The organism is Nonomuraea sp. NPDC003709 (assembly GCF_040610775.1).
Classification (GTDB): Bacteria; Actinomycetota; Actinomycetes; order Streptosporangiales; family Streptosporangiaceae; genus Nonomuraea; species Nonomuraea angiospora_A.
In genome coordinates, this window is record NZ_JBEXMW010000002.1 from 156,123 (window position 1) to 172,347 (window position 16,225).

Sequence of the window (16,225 nt, forward strand, 5' to 3'; positions counted from 1 at the left end):
ACTGGCCGGCACTCCGGTGCAGGTGACGGGCACGGTGCTGACCACGCGCCGGGTCGACGCCTACCATGCGCTGACGGTGGTGGCGCCCGGCATAGCCGAGCGCTACCGCCCCGGTCACTTCGTCTCTGTCGCGGTCGGCGGGGGCCAGACGTCGATGGTGACGCGCCGCGCGCTGTCCATCCATGACGTCAAGTCCGACTACGGCGGCACGGTCGAGCTGGTCTTCACCGCCCGTGGCCCCGGCACGGCCTGGCTGGCCGAGCGGCGCGCCCGCGACACGCTCGACCTGGTCGGGCCGCTCGGCCGGCCCTTTCCGCTGCCGCGCGACCCGGTGCACTGCGTGCTGGTCGGCGCCGAGTACGGCTCCGCGTTGCTGTTCCCGCTGGCCGACGCGCTGTTGGCGCGGGGCTGCCGGGTCGACTTCGTGCTGGGCGGGGCCGGGGCCGAGCGGGTGTTCGGTGCCATGCGGGCCCGCCGCATCGCCGAGACCACCACGCTGACCACCGAGGACGGCTCGCTCGGGCTTCGCGGCAAGGTCACCGACGCGCTACCCTCGGTGATCGCCGACACGCGGGCCGACGCGGTCTACGCCTGCGCTCCGATGGAGACGCTGCGGGCCGTGACGGCGGTGTCGATGGAGTTCGACATCCCGGTGCAGGTGGCCGTCGAGGAGTCGATGGCCTGCGGCATCGGGGTGTGCATGACGTGCGTGCTGCCCGTCATCGGGGATGACGGGGTGACCAGGATGGTGCGGGCATGCGCGGAAGGACCGGTGTTCCGGGGGGAGCGGGTGCGCTTCGAGGACGTGGGAACGATCCCGTTCGACGCGCTCGGCGCCCCCGGAGGCGGTGCACGACATGTCAGTTGATATGCGGACATTTCTGGCGCATGTGGAGCTCGCGAACCCGATCACCACGGCCGCCGGATGCGCCGCGTCCGGGCGGGAGCTGGCCCAGTTCTTCGACCTGCACCGGCTCGGGGCGCTGACCACCCGCTCGATCACCATGGCCCCGCGCGCCGGGCGGCCCACGCCGCGCATGGCCGAGACGCCCTCGGGCATGCTCAACGCGGTCGGCCTGCAGGGGCCGGGCATCGACGCGTTCCTGGAGCGCGAGCTGCCCTGGCTCGCGCAGCGGGGCATCAAGACCATCGTCTCGATCGGCGGCGGCACCGTCGCCGAATACTCCGAGCTGGCCCGCAGGCTCGCCGACGCGCCCGGGGTCACCGCTCTCGAGGTCAATCTCTCCTGCCCGAACATGGAGGACCGCGGCCGCGTCTTCGCCCGCGAGGGCAGCGCCGCGGCCGAGGTGATCGCCTCGGTCCGCTCGATCATGCGCTACGACGTGCCGGTCGTGGCCAAGCTGGCCCCCGACGTCGCCGACATCGTGTCGGTCGCGCGGGCCTGCGTGGACGCGGGGGCCGACGCGCTGTCCATGATCAACAACCCGCTGGGCATGGCCATCGACACCGAGGCGCTGCGGCCCTCGCTCGCCGCCGTGACCGGAGGGCTGTCGGGGCCCGCGATCCTGCCGCTCGCCGTACGGTGCGTGTGGCAGGTCCACGCCGCCCTGCCCGGGGTGCCCCTCATCGGCATCGGTGGCGTGATGAGCGGCAGGGACGCCTTCCAGCTGGTCCTGGCGGGCGCCTGTGTGGTCGGAGTGGGCACGGCGCTGTTCCACGACCCCTACGCCTGCCTGCGCATCGAACGCGAGCTTGAGGACCTTCTGAGGGCCCGCGGTTTCCAGCGCCTGGCCGACGCCGTCGGCCTCGCCCACCGCCCGCCGGGGAGCGCCCCCCGCCACCTGCTCGTCGACTCCGAAGAGAGCACATCATGATCATCAGCTGCCGTATCGAGGAGAGTTCGTCTTGAGTCCCGCCCCGCTCCTGACTCCCGCGCCCATCGCCGTCGCCCTGGACGCCCCGGACCTGGAGACCGCCGCCCAGTGGGCGGCCCTGGTGACGCCGCACGTCAGCACGGTCAAGGTGGGCCTGGAGCTCTACCTCCGCTACGGCCCCGACGTGATCGCCTCGGTGCGGGGAGCCAGCGGCGTGCAGGTGTTCCTCGACCTCAAGCTCCACGACATCCCCAACACCGTCGCCGGCGCCTCCCGCGCCGTCTCCCGGCTGCGCCCGGCCATCCTCACCGTGCACGCCGCCGGGGGCCCCGCCATGATCCGCGCCGCCGTGGAGGCCGCCGACCCGCAGACCCAGATCGCCGCGGTGACGATCCTCACCTCGCTGTCGGAGGCCGACCTGGCGCGCATCGGGCTCGAGGGGCCCGCCGACGACGCCGTGCGCCGCCTGGCCGCCCTGTCGGTGGAGTCGGGCGCCAAGGGGCTGGTGTGCTCGCCCAACGAGGTGTCCGCGGTGCGGGCGGAGGTGGGGGAGGGGATCACGCTCATCACGCCGGGGGTGCGGCCCGCGGGGGCCGACACGCAGGACCAGGCGCGGGTCGCCACGCCCGAACAGGCCCTCGCCGACGGCGCCGACCTCCTCGTCATCGGCCGCCCCATCACCGCCTCCCCCGACCCGGGCGCAGCCGCCGCCGCCATAGCCTCTTCTCTCCGCCGCGCCTCTTAACCCACTTCTGCGGCTGCGCGCCGTTCAAGCCCATCTTTTACGGCTGCGCACGGTGGGCCGCGCGCCGATCTTCAAGCCCATCCTTTACGGCTGCGCATGGTGGGCCGCACGCGCCGACGCCCGTGGCCGTCTGTCATGGCCGGTCGTGAAGGCTCACGGGCCGGTCGCCGTGACGACGCGCACTCTTGACCGGCTCCGTGGCGAATCGCCGGCCCATCGCGCCCGCACCCTCAGCTAGCCGGCCCCCTCAGCCGGCCGACGCCTGCCGTTCCGCCCGCCTGAGCGATCGCCCCGATCGGGTGGGCGACCGGTCCCTTAGCCCAGCCTCTCAGCTTGGCCCAGCCCGGCCTCTCCGCCCCGGCCGGTAGTCGATCGCCCGCCAGCATCCCAGCCCCGCCTGGGGGCCGATCGCCCTTCAGGCTCGCCGTCACGGTGCTCGACGTGGCGCGGCCGGGTGCGCGACGCGGGTGATCGCGTGGCGCGGTGGGTGGGTGATCCGCGGGCTCGGATCCGGGTGGTGGGTCCCTTGGCGCGGGGTGCCGTCCGTGGGGTGGGCGGCGGGGATTGTGGATCATGCCGTGCCGGGGCGCCTGGCAAGATCGTAATGCATCCGCGGGGCCTGCGCACGCGATCTTCGGAATGGGTTTCGGCCCTGGTCTGGGCGGGATTTCGGACATCGGTGGGTGGCTGGAATGCGATCATCGTTGCGTTTCGCGACACCGTCGCGGGCCGACGCGCGAACCGGGAAGTGAGGGCGATTTGATCAGCACAATGTGATTTTACGATCACGCAGAGTGATGAAGTGGATTTTGTGAGGAGAGAAACGGCGCTTGACGTTGCTTAGGGGGCGATGACCAGCTAGTTTCCCTTCCCGTCCGAGTACATCGACAGAAATTCGAGGTGACCCGGCGTGGCTCTTCCTCCACTGACCCCTGAGCAGCGCGCCGCAGCCCTGGAGAAGGCTGCCAAGGCCCGTAAAGAGCGTGCCGAGGTCAAGAACCGGCTCAAGCATGGCGCGGTTTCTCTGGCTGAGGTGCTCAAGGATGGGCAGACCGACGACGTCATCGGCAAGATGAAGGTGTCGGCTCTGTTGGAATCGCTCCCTGGCGTCGGCAAGGTCCGCGCCAAGCAGCTCATGGAGCGGCTTGCCATCGCCGAGTCCCGCCGCGTGCGGGGTCTCGGCGCGAACCAGAGGGCCTCCCTCGAGCGCGAGTTCGGTGGCAACGAGAGCTAATCTCTGTTCCACAAGAAAGCGCAGGTTCAACGGGGGGTAGGAAAGTGACCGACAGGTCCTGGTCCGGCGAAGTCAGTGCCTACGAGGCATTCGGGCCCGGCGCGGAGGTCGGATTCTTGCCCTTGAGCGAACGGCGGCTGACGGTCCTTTCAGGGCCGTCGGGCGTCGGAAAGTCCACGGTCGTCGCCGAGCTCCGGCGGGCACACCCAGCGGTGTGGCTGTCGGTCTCGGTGACCACCAGGAGGCCCCGTCCCGGTGAGGTGAACGGGGTCCACTACTACTTCGTCGACGGCGAGGAGTTCGACCGGCTGGTGACGGCCGGGGAGCTGCTCGAGTGGGCGGAGTTCGCGGGAAACCGCTACGGCACGCCGCGCGAGCCGGTGCTGAAGAAGCTCGCCGACGGGGTCCCCACCCTGCTCGAGATCGACCTCGAAGGCGCCAGGCAGGTGCGCAGGAGCATGCCCGAGGCCCTGCTGGTGTTCCTGGCCCCGCCCACCTGGGAGGAGCTGGAGAAGCGGCTGCGTGGCCGTGGCACCGAGCCCGAGGACGTCATCGCGCGCCGCCTGGAGGCGGGGCGGGTCGAGATGGCCGCGGAGCAGGAGTTCGACTTGACACTCGTGAACACAAGCGTCCAAGACGTGTGCCGCCGGCTGATAGCCTTGATGACTGACCCTCAGGGGGTCACGACAACCACCAACCGAGAGGTCTGACAATCGTGGCAGGCACCACCCCGGCCGCGGAGGGCATCACCAACCCGCCGATCGACGCGCTGCTCGACATCGTCGACAGCAAATACTCCCTGGTGATCATGGGCGCCAAGCGCGCCCGCCAGATCAACGCTTACTACTCCCAGCTCGGCGAGGGCCTGCTGGAGTACGTCGGCCCGCTGGTCGAGACGCACGCGCAGGAAAAGCCGCTGTCCATCGCGCTGCGCGAGGTCTCCGAGGGCCTGCTCAACGCCGAGCCCATCGAAGGCGCGGTCTGACTCCTTCGATGAAGGTCGTCCTGGGCGTCAGCGGCGGCATCGCCGCGTACAAGGCGTGCGAGCTGCTGCGCCTGTTCACCGAGTCGGGGCACGAGGTGCGGGTCGTGCCGACCCGCGAGGCGCTGAAGTTCGTGGGCGCGCCCACCTGGGCCGCCCTGTCCGGCAACCCCGTGTCCGCCGAGGTCTGGGACGACGTTCACGAGGTGCCCCACGTGCGGATCGGCAAGCAGGCCGATCTCGTCGTGGTGGCGCCCGCGACCGCCGACGTGCTCGCCAGGGCGGCCCACGGGCTGGCCGGCGACCTGCTCACCAACACGCTGCTGACGGCCACCTGTCCGGTCGTGTTCGCGCCCGCGATGCACACCGAGATGTGGCAGCACCCCGCCACCCGCGCCAACGTCGAGACGCTGCGCGAGCGGGGCGCCGTCGTGATCGACCCCGCCGTCGGGCGCCTCACCGGCGCCGACACCGGCCCCGGGCGCCTGCCCGACCCCGCGGAGATCTTCGAGGTCTGCCTGCGGGTGCTGCGCGGCCGGCCCCGCGACCTGGCCGGGCGCAAGGTCGTCGTCTCCGCCGGAGGCACGCGGGAGGCGATCGACCCGGTCCGCTACCTCGGCAACCGCTCCTCGGGGCGGCAGGGCTACGCGCTGGCGCGCACGGCCGTCGCCCGGGGGGCCGAGGTGACGCTGGTGGCGGCCAATGTCACGCTGCCCGACCCCGCCGGGGCCAAGGTCGTACGGGTGGAGTCGGCGTCCGAGCTGCGCGATGCGGTGCTCGCCGCCGCGGCCGACGCCGACGCGGTGGTCATGGCCGCCGCGGTGGCCGACTTCCGGCCCGCCACGCGGCACGAGGCGAAGATCAAGAAGACGGACGGCGAGCCGGAGCCGATCTTCCTGGCCAAGAATCCCGACATCCTCGCCGAGCTCGGCACCCTCCGCCGCGAGGCCCGCGCCGCGCACACGCGCCCCGCAGCCGCGGCCCAGCCCCTCCCGGCCGCCGCGGATCCGGATCCTGTCGTCGCCGGGCTTGAGCCGGGTGGTGTCGTGCCGCGCCGGGAGCGTGGGGCCTACCCCGAGGTGATCGTCGGGTTCGCCGCCGAGACGCACGACGTGCTCGCCAACGGTCAGGCCAAACTCGCCCGCAAGGGGTGCGACCTGCTGGTCGTCAACCAGGTGGGGGAGGGGCTGGCGTTCGGCACGCCCGACAACGCGGCCACCGTGCTGGTGGCGGGCGGCGACCCGGTCGAGGTGCCGTTCGGGCCCAAGGAGGCCCTCGCCGACGTCGTGTGGGACCTCGTGGCGGCCCGCCTTCCCTAGCGTGGCCCCGCCCCTTCCGGGATGTGCGTATCCGGTGCTCGTACCCGGCGTTGGACCGTTCGAATCGTGCAAGAGCGATTACCCGATCACCTATTGCTCCACCCCTATCGCCTGCGGATACTTGGGGCGAAGGGGGATGGAATGCCGGTGGGTTCTGCTGTCAGAGACCGTTGTAGAACATTGCTCGGCGACCAGGGGGAGATCCGCTACGTCTTTCCGGCGGTGTCGGCGGGACCGGGCGGGACGGGGAATTTCCTGATCGTGGTCACCGCTTCCTCGATATCGGTGCTGGCCACCAGGACGCTCAGGAGCGATCGGCCGGTCGCGGTGTTCGCGGAGTTCCCGCGACACACCAGGCTCGGCCCCATCCTGCCTGGACCGGTCATCGAGCTGGACTCCATGGTGTTCGAGTTCGATGAGGAGTACGCCGCGGTGGTGGCGGCCGCCGACGCGGAGATCTTCGCGCCGGAGACCCTGCCGCCCGACCCCCTGCCCGAGCTGTGACGGAAACGGGAGCGTGGACGGTTTCGCGCCCTGGCGCCGGGTGGGGCTAGACTTCGGCGAGGCCCAGGTATGCCCATGCGTCCCGGGCCTTAAATCCGTCAGCAGCCGCTGCATGAGGAGCCACTGAGTTGTCACGTCGCCTGTTCACCTCCGAGTCGGTCACCGAAGGCCACCCGGACAAGATCGCTGACCAGATCAGTGACGCGATTCTCGACGCCATGCTCAAGGACGACCCCAAGAGCCGGGTCGCGGTCGAGACGCTGATCACTACCGGCCAGGTCCATGTCGCAGGCGAGGTCACCACCGAGACCTACATCGACATCCCGGCCCTCATCCGGGAGAAGATCCTCGAGATCGGCTACGACGCCTCCCACAAGGGCTTCGACGGCGCTTCGTGCGGTGTGTCGGTGTCCATCGGCGCCCAGTCCCCCGACATCGCCCAGGGCGTCAACGACGCCTACGAGAGCCGGGTCGACCAGGCCGAGGACGAGCTGGACCGCCAGGGCGCGGGCGACCAGGGCCTCATGTTCGGCTATGCCTGCCGCGAGACCCCCGAGCTCATGCCGCTGCCGATCACCCTGGCCCACCGGCTGGCGCAGCGGCTGTCGGAGGTGCGCAAGAGCGGCACGGTGCCCTACCTCCGTCCCGACGGCAAGACGCAGGTGACGATCGAGTACGACGGCGACACGCCCGTCCGCCTCGACACCGTGGTGGTCTCCACGCAGCACGCGGCGGAGATCGACCTCAAGGAGATGCTGACGCCGGACATCAAGGAGCACGTGGTCGACCCCGTGCTGGCCGGCCTCGACCTCGACACCGAGGGCTACCGCCTGCTGGTCAACCCGACCGGTCGCTTCGAGATCGGCGGCCCCATGGGCGACGCCGGCCTGACCGGCCGCAAGATCATCATCGACACCTACGGCGGCATGGCCCGCCACGGTGGCGGCGCCTTCTCCGGCAAGGACCCGTCCAAGGTCGACCGCTCGGCGGCTTACGCCATGCGCTGGGTGGCCAAGAACGTCGTCGCCGCCGGCCTGGCCGACCGGTGCGAGGTCCAGGTCGCGTACGCGATCGGCAAGGCGCAGCCGGTGGGTCTGTTCGTGGAGTGCTTCGGCACCGAGAAGCTACCGGTCGAGAAGATCCAGGATGCCGTCCTCCAGGTCTTCGACCTGCGCCCGGCCGCCATCATCCGCGACCTCGACCTGCTGCGCCCGATCTACTCGGAGACCGCCGCCTACGGCCACTTCGGCCGTGAGGGCTTCTCCTGGGAGTCCACGGACCGCGCCGAGGCCCTGCGCACCGCCGCCGGCCTCTGACCCACGCCGTCCGAGCTCCAGGGGCGCCGCCTTGGTGTGCGGCGCCCCTGGGCGTGTCAGGCGCGCCCCGGAGCCGGCGCGGCTCCGGAAGGCGGCCCTCGCGGCCTTGAGGTCCGGGGACGCGCGGCGTGCTCGGCGACCGGCCCACCTGGGTTGACGCGGCCTTCCTGCGTGCCCGTCACCGCTGGGGGCAAGTGGCCCCGGCAACCGTTCCGCTCTCGCTCGGTCACGGCGAACGGTCTGGTAGACGTTATGCGTGACCGACTCCGACGACGCCCTTCTGCCGCTCGACGCCGTGCGGCCCCCAGCGTCGTCGAAGGACACCAAAGGGGCCCCCGCGCCCGCCCCTGAGCGCCCCGTGGCGAGGGTCGTGGTGGACAGCCCGCTGCCGCACCTCGACCGCCCCTTCGACTACCTGGTGCCCGACTCCATGCATGAGACGGCCGGGCCGGGCGTGCGGGTGCGGGTGCGGTTCGCGGGCAAGCTGGTCGACGGGTTCCTGCTGGAACGGGCGGACGAGAGCGACCACGATGGCAGGCTCATGCCGCTCGAACGCGTGGTGTCCCCCGAACGCGTGCTCACCCCCGAGATCGCCGGGCTGGCCAGGGCGGTCGCCGACCGGTACGCGGGCACCCTGACCGACGTGCTTCGCCTGGCCGTCCCGCCCCGCCACGCCAAGGCCGAGTCGGAGGAGCCCGCCAAGCAGGACCTGCCGCCCGCGGAGCCGTCCCAGACCGAAAGCGCATGGAACGCGTACCCGACCGGCCCCTCCTTCCTCGGCGCGCTGCGCGACGGGCGCGCGCCCCGCGCCGTGTGGTCCGCCCTGCCGGGCGCCAGGGGATGGGCGGGGGCGACGGCCGAGGCCGTGCGGGCGACGCTGGACGGTGGCAGGGGAGCGGTCGTCGTGGTGCCCGACGGGAAGGACGTGGCGCTGGCCGACGGCGAGTTCACCCGGGTGCTGGGGCCGGGCAGGCACGTGGCGCTCACCGCCGACCTCGGCCCGGCCGAGCGCTACCGCCGGTGGCTGAAGCTGCTGAGAGGCCAGGTGCGGGCCGTCGTCGGCACCAGGGCCGCGATGTTCGCCCCCGTCGCCGATCTCGGCCTGGTGGCCATCTGGGACGACGGTGACGACCTTCACGCCGAGCGCCTGGCGCCGTATCCGCACGCCCGCGAGGTTCTCGGCCTGCGCGCCCACAGGACCGGCGCCGCGATGCTCATCGGCGGATACGCGCGCACCGCCGAGGCCACCCAGCTCGTCGCCTCCGGCTGGGCCAGGCCGATCGTGGCCGCCCGCACGATGATCAGGGGCCTGGGCCCCCGGGTGCGCCCCGCGGGCGAGGACGCCGAGCTGGCCAAGGACCAGGCGGCCCGCCAGGCCAGGCTGCCCAGCCTCGCCTGGCGGGCCCTGCGCCACGGCCTGGACAGCGGGCCCGTGCTGGTACAGGTGCCCAGGCGCGGCTATCTGCCCGCCCTGGCCTGCCGGCACTGCCGTACTCCCGCCCGTTGCGCCCTGCCCCCCACACGGCCCCCCACGCGGAGGACGGCGGTGCCGCCGGACCCGCACGCCGGCACGGCCTTCCCGATGCCGGAGGCCCCGGCGGAGGCCGGTCACCTGTGCCACGGGCCGCTCGCCCTCCGAGGCGGCCACGCGGCCCCCTACTGCCGCTGGTGCGGCCGGGTGGACGCCGACTGGCGCTGCTCGTCCTGCGGCAGCCCCAGGCTCCGCGCCGTGGTCACCGGCGCCCGGCGCACCGCGGAGGAGCTCGGCAGGGCCTTCCCCTCCGTGCCGGTGCGCACGTCGGGCCGCGACGGCGTCCTGGCCACCGTCCCCGCCACCCGTGCGCTGGTCGTCGCCACGCCGGGCGCGGAGCCCGTGGCGGAGGGCGGCTACGCGGCGGCCGTGCTGCTCGACGGCTGGGCGCTCCTGGGCAGGGCCGATCTGAGGGCGGGCGAGGAGGCGGTGCGCAGGTGGATGAACGCCGCCGCCCTGCTCCGCCCCGCCGCCGAGCTGGTGGTGCTCGGCGACGCCGCGCTGCCCGCCGTTCAGGCCCTGCTGAGGTGGGACCCCGTCACCCACGCCGAGCGCGAGCTGGGCGACCGCGCCGAGCTGGGCTTCCCGCCGGCGGTGCGGATGGCCACGCTCACCGGCGTGGCGAGCGCGGTCAGGCAGATGCTCGACGAGGTACGCCTGCCGCCCGACGCCGAGGTGCTCGGCCCCGTCCCCGTGGACGAGGCCGGCCAGGAACGCGCCATGATCCGGGTACGGAGGTCCGGTGGGGCGGCCCTGGCAGCCGCGCTCAAAGGGGCCAGTGGGGTGCGTGCGGCGCGTAAGACGCCCGATGTCGTGAAGGTGAGTGTCGACCCGCTCGACCTGATTTAGACCATTTCCCCGATTCGCTCATCTGAAGGCCAGCCGTTAGCGTGCCCATGTGTCGATCGAATGGGTGAACCAGGCCATCGACGACCTGCGCGCTTGGGGACACGCGCGGGAAGTCGAGGTGGACGCGGACGAGGTCCGCCTGCTCTGCGACTACGCCAGCGACTATCTCAACGTCAACGAACTGGGCGACTTCAGCCCGGAGACCTTCGACGAGCTGCTGCTGTCCATCTACCCGCGCAAGGTCATCGCCCCGCCGGAGAGCGCTCCGGAGACCGTCGCCGCCGCCCGCACCTTCGTCGACTACCTCAGCGAGGCGGGCGCGGTCCCCGAGCCGACGGCGGTGCTCATGCGCGACAGGCTCGACGACATCGCGCCGCGCATGCCCGAGGCCCTCGCCGACCCCGCGAACTTCGGCATGGCCAAGAGCCTCTTCAGCTCCATCGGCCCCGAGTCGCTCGAGCAGGCGGTCGCCATCCCCTCCGGCGAGGTGCCCGACCTGGGCGAGGCGCCCTGCGACTGTCCCGGGTGCACCCCGCTGCCCGCGGCCCGGCTGGCCGCGCGGGAGGACCTCGTCGCGGCGCTGGAGAGCGTGCCCCTGCTGGCCGAGGACCCGCTGCCCGACACCGGCGACCCGCTGGAGACCTGGGCGGCGCGCGTCGCCGACCTGGTCGAGCGGCACGAGGGCCATTACGACCTGTTCGACATGCTCTACCGGCTTCAGATGCGGGTGCCCGTCACCGTGATCGGCGACTACCTCGACGAGATCGCCGAGGACGGCGAGGCCGACCTGGCCGGCACGCTCGACCGGCTGTCGTGGTGCGGCATGATCCAGGTCACGGACGACACCGCGGAGCTCACCCCGCTGGCCGTCTGGGGGCTGCGCGAGCACTACCTGTCGCTCGACCTCGACGCGCCCGAGGCCCCCGACCTGGCCGAGGCCGACGCGCTCGGGCTCATCGAAGGGCTGCTCGACGGCGTGCCCGCCGAGCTCGCCGAGCAGGACATCAACCGCTGGCTGAGCGGCCGGGCCTCCGGCGAGGCCGCCGCCGAGCTGCTGGCCGCCGCCTCCGGCGCGCCCGCCGTGGCCCGCGGCATCGCGATCACCATCGTCGACCGGCTGGGCGCCGAGGCCGAGAGCCAGGTCCGCGACCACCTCGACGACCAGGAGCTGCGCCCGCACGCCATCCACTGGCTGGCCGCCAGAGGGCTGCCCGCGCCCCAGCTCACCCAGGAGGAGCTGCTCTGGGTCAGCGTCGACATGCTGGCGCTCGCGATGCCCGCGGCCGAGGAGGATCCCGAGATCTTCGCCGAGAACATGGCCGCCTCGGGCCCGCCCGCCCATATGATCGAGGAGATGTGGCGGGTCGACCACCCCGACGTCGTCGAGGTCCTGGAGCTGCTGGGACGCTCCATCCCCGACGGCACGGTCGCGAAGGCGGCACGCAAGGCGGCCTTCAAAGCCCGGTCCCGCGCCATCCGTTGAGTACGCCCATGTGACTCCTGTGCAGTAAGTTTCGTGGGTGGCAAACAACGTCTTCGACCTCGCCGAGCTGCGCAAGCTGATCGATGAGCAGGCCGCCGTGCCCCCACGGCCTCCTGAGGAGACTCCCGTGGAGCACGAAGCGCTGACGTTCCCGCCGGTCCTGCTCGCGCCCGACGCCGAGCTGGCCGCGGCGGTGCCCGGGGTGCCGATCGTCGCCGACGCCATCAGGCTCACCACGTGGACGGGCAGCCGCCAGGTCACCCCGCAGGGGCACCTGAGCGAGTCGGACGCCGAGGCGGCCGCCCAGGAGCTCGGCCTGCCCGCCGCCCGGCTGCGCCTGATCTGGATCGTCGCCGTCAACACCGGGCTGCTGCAGATCCTCGGCGGCCGCGTTTCGCGAGGGCCGCTGTCGATGCAGCTCACGGTGGAGGCCATCCTGGAGTTCTGGGACGGCGTGGTCATGGACGTGCTCGACCGCGCCGACGAGGGCCTGACGGGCTCCGCCGTGGTCGACGGCCACCTGGCCGAGATGCTCGCCACGATCTACTCCGTGCGCTCCGGCGTGGCGACCGCCAACCTCGCCAGGGGCATCCTCCAGTCCCACGAGGTCGCCTGCGCGCCCGGCCCGGTCGAGATGCGCCGGCTGGCCGCGGCGCTGCCCGCCGAGCTGCTGGAGGCGCTGTCGCTGCTGACGTACTGCGGGCTCGTCGAGCAGACCGCGGCCGGCCGCACCGCGCTCACCCCGCTCGGCGTCTGGGCCATCCGCCGCGACCTGCTGCGCGAGGGCCACGACGCGCCGACGGCGGCCGAGGTGGAGGTGTTCGCCGACCTGTCGGCGGCCGAGCTGGTGGCGGAGCTGGTCAAGGGTTCGGCCACGCAGAGCGCCGTCGCCGGGTGGCTGGAGCGCCGCGAGCCGGAGGCCGCGGCCCGCGACCTGATCGAGATCGCCGCGTCCGGCACCGCCGGGCAGCGCGGCGCGGTCGGCGCCATCCTCGAGGAGCTGGGGCCGGAGGCCGAGGGGCCCGTCAGGCAGGCGCTCGGAAATCCGCTGATGCGCCGCTACGCCGCCTCCTGGCTGCACATCCGCGACCTCGAGGCGCCCACGCTCAGCCCCGAGGACCACACCTGGATCGCGGTCGACTCCCTGGCCGCCCTCATGCACCTGTCGGGCCCGGCCGCGGGCCGGCTCGACACGCCCGAGCCGGGTGAGGACCTGATCAAGCTGGTCGGCGAGATGACCGCGGTGGACCACCCCGACACGATCGCCGTGCTCGACATGCTGGCCTCCGCCCACGACGACCAGGCCGTGGTCAAGGCGGCGCGCAAGGCGGCGATGAAGGCGCGCTCCCTGGAGAGCACTAAACTGGGTTGATCCACAGACGAGAAACGGAGTAACCCCCTTGGCGATCCAGTCGATCCGGCTGTTCGGAGACCCGGTGCTGCGCACCCCGGCGGCCCCGGTCGTCGACTTCGACAAGGAGCTCCGCAAGCTGGTCAAAGACCTCACCGACACGATGATGGACGCGCCGGGCGCCGGCCTGGCGGCCCCGCAGATCGGGGTCGGGCTGCGGGTGTTCACCTACTACGTGGACGAGCAGCTCGGCCACGTGATCAACCCCGACCTCGACCTGTCCTCGGAGCTGGACGAGGAGGGCGAGGAGGGCTGCCTGTCCTTCCCCGGCCTGTCCTACCCGACGCCGCGCGCCATCCGCGCCGTCGCCAAGGGCTTCAACATGCACGGCGAGCCCGTCACGCTGGAGGGCACCGACCTGATGGCCCGCTGCTTCCAGCACGAGACCGACCACCTCGACGGCATCCTGTTCATCGACCGCATGGACCCCAAGCAGCGCAAGCTGGCCATGAAGGCCGTGCGCGAGGCCGAGTGGAGCGGCCTGTCCGCCCCTGTGATCAAGGTCTCGCCGCACGCCACCGGCGGAAGGGCGCTCTGAGAGCATGCGTCTCGTCTTCGCGGGCACGCCGGAGACGGCGCTGCCGTCGCTGCGCGCCCTGATCGACTCGCCGCGCCACGAAGTCGTCGCGGTCGTCACCCGCCCCGACGCCCAGTCCGGGCGCGGGCGCAAGGTCCATCCCTCGCCGGTGGCCGAGCTCGCGGAAGAGGCGGGCATCGAGGTGCTCCGCCCGGCCAAGGTCGGCGACCCGGAGTTCCTCGACCGGCTGCGCGCGCTGGAGCCCGACTGCTGCCCGGTGGTCGCGTACGGGGCCCTGCTGCCGCAGTCGGCGCTGGACATCCCTCGCCAAGGGTGGATCAACCTGCACTTCTCGATCCTGCCCGCCTGGCGCGGGGCCGCCCCCGTGCAGCACTCGATCCTGCACGGCGACGAGATCGGCGGGGCCACGACGTTCCAGATCGTCAAGGAGTTGGACGCCGGGCCCGTCTACGGCGTGGTGACCGAGGAGATCCGCCCGGACGACACCAGCGGGTCGCTGCTGGAGCGGCTGTCGGTGTCGGGGGCGGGGCTGCTGGCCGCCACCCTCGACGGCGTCGAGGACGGCAGCCTGGAGGCCCGGCCGCAGCCCGCCGAAGGCGTGACCGTCGCCCCCAAGATCACTGTGGTCGACGCCCGGATCGACTGGACCAAGCCCGCCATGCACGTCGATCGCCGGATCCGGGCCTGCAGCCCGGCGCCCGGGGCGTGGAGCGAGTTCCGGGGGCAGCGGGTGAAGCTGGGGCCCGTGCGGATGGTGCCCGGCGAGCGGCTGCCCGAGGGCGAGATCGCCGCCTCCAAGGCGAGGGTGCTGGTCGGGACGGCCACCGACGCGGTGGAGCTGGGTGAGGTGCAGCCGCAGGGCAAGCGGCTCATGGGGGCCGTGGAGTGGGCCCGCGGGGTTCGCCCGGAGAGTAAAGAGATCTTCAAGTGATCCGGCGGGCCGGCGCACGAGGCGTGAGGGAAGTCTGAGGGGATGAGGACGAGGGGGGACCAGGGCGCCGGAGGCAGGGGCGGCGGGACGCGCAGGCCGCCGAGGCCGACGCGCGACCACGCCCGCAATGCGGCCTTCGACGTCGTACGCGCGGTCGACGAGCGCGACGCGTACGCCAACCTGCTGCTGCCACGGCTCCTGCGCGATCGTGGCATCAGGGGGCGCGACGCGGCGCTGGCGACCGAGCTCGCCTACGGGACGCTGCGCGGGCTCGGCACCTACGACGCCGTCATCGAGATGTGCAGCGACCGCGTGCCCGACCCGGACGTGCGCGACGCGCTGCGGCTGGGCGCGCACCAGCTGCTGCGCATGCGCGTCCCGCCGCACGCGGCCGTCGGCACCACCGTCGATCTCGTACGCCTGCGCATCGGCGCCGGGGCGGCCAAGTTCGTCAACGCGGTGCTCCGCAAGATCGGCTCCAGGACGATCGAAGAGTGGGTGCCCATCGTCGCGCCCGACCCGGCCGACGACCCGGTCGGCCATCTGGCGATCGCCTACGGCCACCCCCGCTGGATCGTCTCCGCCTTCCGCGACGCGCTCGGCGGGCCCGACGAGATGCCTGACCTGCTCGACGCCGACAACGCCCGCCCCCTGGTGACGCTGGTGGCGCGGCCGGGGCGCAGCTCGGTGGAGGAGCTCGAGGCCGTGGGCGCCCTCCCCGCCCGTTATTCGCCGTACGCGGCCTATCTGCGCGAGGGCGATCCCGGCCAGATCGAGGCCGTGGCGGAGACCCGCGCCGCCGTCCAGGACGAGGCCAGCCAGCTGGTGGCGCTCGCCCTGACCCGCGTCCCCCTGGAGGGGGACGGCGACGAGCTGTGGCTCGACATGTGCGCGGGTCCCGGCGGCAAGGCGGGCCTGCTCGACGCCATCGCCACCCATGGGGACCTCGCGGGGCTGAGCAAGGAGGCCAGGGACCGCGCCCACGCCCCGGCCGCCGGCACCGGCCCGACGGCCTTCCCCGGGGGCGCCCGGCTGGTGGCGGCCGACCTGCAGCAGCACCGGGCGCGGCTGGTCTGGCAGACGACCAGGGACGCGACCGTGCTCACGGCGGACGGCACCGAGCCCGCGTGGCGGCCAGGGGTGTTCGACCGCGTGATGCTCGACGCCCCCTGCACCGGTCTGGGAGCGCTGCGGCGGCGGCCGGAGGCGCGCTGGCGGCGGGATCCGCACGGGATCGCCGAGCTGGGCAAGCTGCAGCGGCGGCTGCTCGGCACCGCGCTGGACGCCGTACGCCCCGGCGGTGTCGTGGCGTACGTCACGTGCTCCCCGCATCTGGCCGAGACCCGGGTCGTGGTCGGAGACGTGGTGGCGCGCCGGGACGACGTCGAACAGCTCGACGCCCGCGCCTACCTGCCCGAGGCCGACGACCTGGGCGACGGCCCGCACGTCCAGTTCTGGCCGCACCGGCACGGCACCGACGCCATGTTCCTGGCCCTGCTCCGCAAGCGGCCCCAGGCGTGATCCGATCGGCCCGCCGGACTGATGGG

15 protein-coding genes are annotated in these 16,225 nt (G+C 72.8%); all 15 read left to right on the top strand.

Features of this window, described 5'->3' with window-relative positions; translation table 11 throughout:
* Position 1 precedes the first annotated feature (1 nt).
* The 15 genes from ABZX61_RS05195 (at position 2) to ABZX61_RS05265 (ending at position 16,199) form a co-directional block, all read left to right on the top strand.
* The gene (locus ABZX61_RS05195; RefSeq protein WP_355192689.1) at positions 2–868 is read left to right on the top strand and encodes a dihydroorotate dehydrogenase electron transfer subunit; all 867 of its coding nucleotides are present in this window, start codon (positions 2–4) and stop codon (positions 866–868) included.
* A complete protein-coding gene (locus ABZX61_RS05200; RefSeq protein ID WP_355191671.1) occupies positions 858–1,835 on the top strand; it encodes a dihydroorotate dehydrogenase in 978 nt (325 codons plus the stop codon). Before ABZX61_RS05195 ends, ABZX61_RS05200 begins: the two co-directional genes overlap by 11 nt.
* 49 nt (positions 1,836–1,884) lie before the next feature.
* Positions 1,885–2,580, top strand: a complete 696-nt coding sequence (pyrF, locus tag ABZX61_RS05205) for an orotidine-5'-phosphate decarboxylase (protein WP_350729227.1) — start codon at positions 1,885–1,887, stop codon at positions 2,578–2,580.
* Positions 2,581–3,490: 910 nt separating this feature from the next.
* Positions 3,491–3,814, top strand: a complete 324-nt coding sequence (gene mihF / locus ABZX61_RS05210) for an integration host factor, actinobacterial type (RefSeq protein ID WP_020541698.1) — start codon at positions 3,491–3,493, stop codon at positions 3,812–3,814.
* 116 nt (positions 3,815–3,930) lie between these two features.
* Positions 3,931–4,524 (top strand): guanylate kinase, encoded by a 594-nt coding sequence (gene gmk, locus ABZX61_RS05215; protein ID WP_185072975.1) that lies wholly within the window; start codon positions 3,931–3,933, stop codon positions 4,522–4,524.
* 5 nt (positions 4,525–4,529) lie between these two features.
* Positions 4,530–4,799 carry a DNA-directed RNA polymerase subunit omega gene (gene rpoZ, locus ABZX61_RS05220; RefSeq protein ID WP_043638590.1) on the top strand — a complete coding sequence of 90 codons (270 nt, stop codon included), beginning with the start codon at positions 4,530–4,532 and terminating at the stop codon, positions 4,797–4,799.
* Between the two features lie 8 nt (positions 4,800–4,807).
* A complete protein-coding gene (coaBC, locus tag ABZX61_RS05225; RefSeq protein ID WP_355191674.1) occupies positions 4,808–6,115 on the top strand; it encodes a bifunctional phosphopantothenoylcysteine decarboxylase/phosphopantothenate--cysteine ligase CoaBC in 1,308 nt (435 codons plus the stop codon).
* Between the two features lie 180 nt (positions 6,116–6,295).
* Positions 6,296–6,619: a hypothetical protein gene (locus ABZX61_RS05230; protein WP_350729099.1), complete on the top strand. Its 324-nt coding sequence runs from the start codon at positions 6,296–6,298 to the stop codon at positions 6,617–6,619.
* Positions 6,620–6,747: 128 nt separating this feature from the next.
* Positions 6,748–7,935, top strand: coding sequence for a methionine adenosyltransferase (metK, locus tag ABZX61_RS05235; RefSeq protein WP_350729101.1), 1,188 nt, complete (start codon positions 6,748–6,750; stop codon positions 7,933–7,935).
* 256 nt (positions 7,936–8,191) lie between these two features.
* Positions 8,192–10,315: a primosomal protein N' gene (locus ABZX61_RS05240; protein WP_355191677.1), complete on the top strand. Its 2,124-nt coding sequence runs from the start codon at positions 8,192–8,194 to the stop codon at positions 10,313–10,315.
* A gap of 49 nt (positions 10,316–10,364) precedes the next feature.
* Positions 10,365–11,798: a hypothetical protein gene (locus ABZX61_RS05245; RefSeq protein ID WP_355191679.1), complete on the top strand. Its 1,434-nt coding sequence runs from the start codon at positions 10,365–10,367 to the stop codon at positions 11,796–11,798.
* A 37-nt stretch (positions 11,799–11,835) separates the two neighbouring features.
* Positions 11,836–13,170 carry a hypothetical protein gene (locus ABZX61_RS05250; RefSeq protein WP_355191681.1) on the top strand — a complete coding sequence of 445 codons (1,335 nt, stop codon included), beginning with the start codon at positions 11,836–11,838 and terminating at the stop codon, positions 13,168–13,170.
* Between the two features lie 28 nt (positions 13,171–13,198).
* Positions 13,199–13,747 (top strand): peptide deformylase, encoded by a 549-nt coding sequence (gene def, locus ABZX61_RS05255; protein WP_350729109.1) that lies wholly within the window; start codon positions 13,199–13,201, stop codon positions 13,745–13,747.
* A gap of 4 nt (positions 13,748–13,751) precedes the next feature.
* The gene (gene fmt, locus ABZX61_RS05260) at positions 13,752–14,678 is read left to right on the top strand and encodes a methionyl-tRNA formyltransferase (RefSeq protein WP_355191683.1); all 927 of its coding nucleotides are present in this window, start codon (positions 13,752–13,754) and stop codon (positions 14,676–14,678) included.
* A 42-nt stretch (positions 14,679–14,720) separates the two neighbouring features.
* A complete protein-coding gene (locus ABZX61_RS05265) occupies positions 14,721–16,199 on the top strand; it encodes a transcription antitermination factor NusB (RefSeq protein ID WP_355191685.1) in 1,479 nt (492 codons plus the stop codon).
* Positions 16,200–16,225 lie beyond the last annotated feature (26 nt).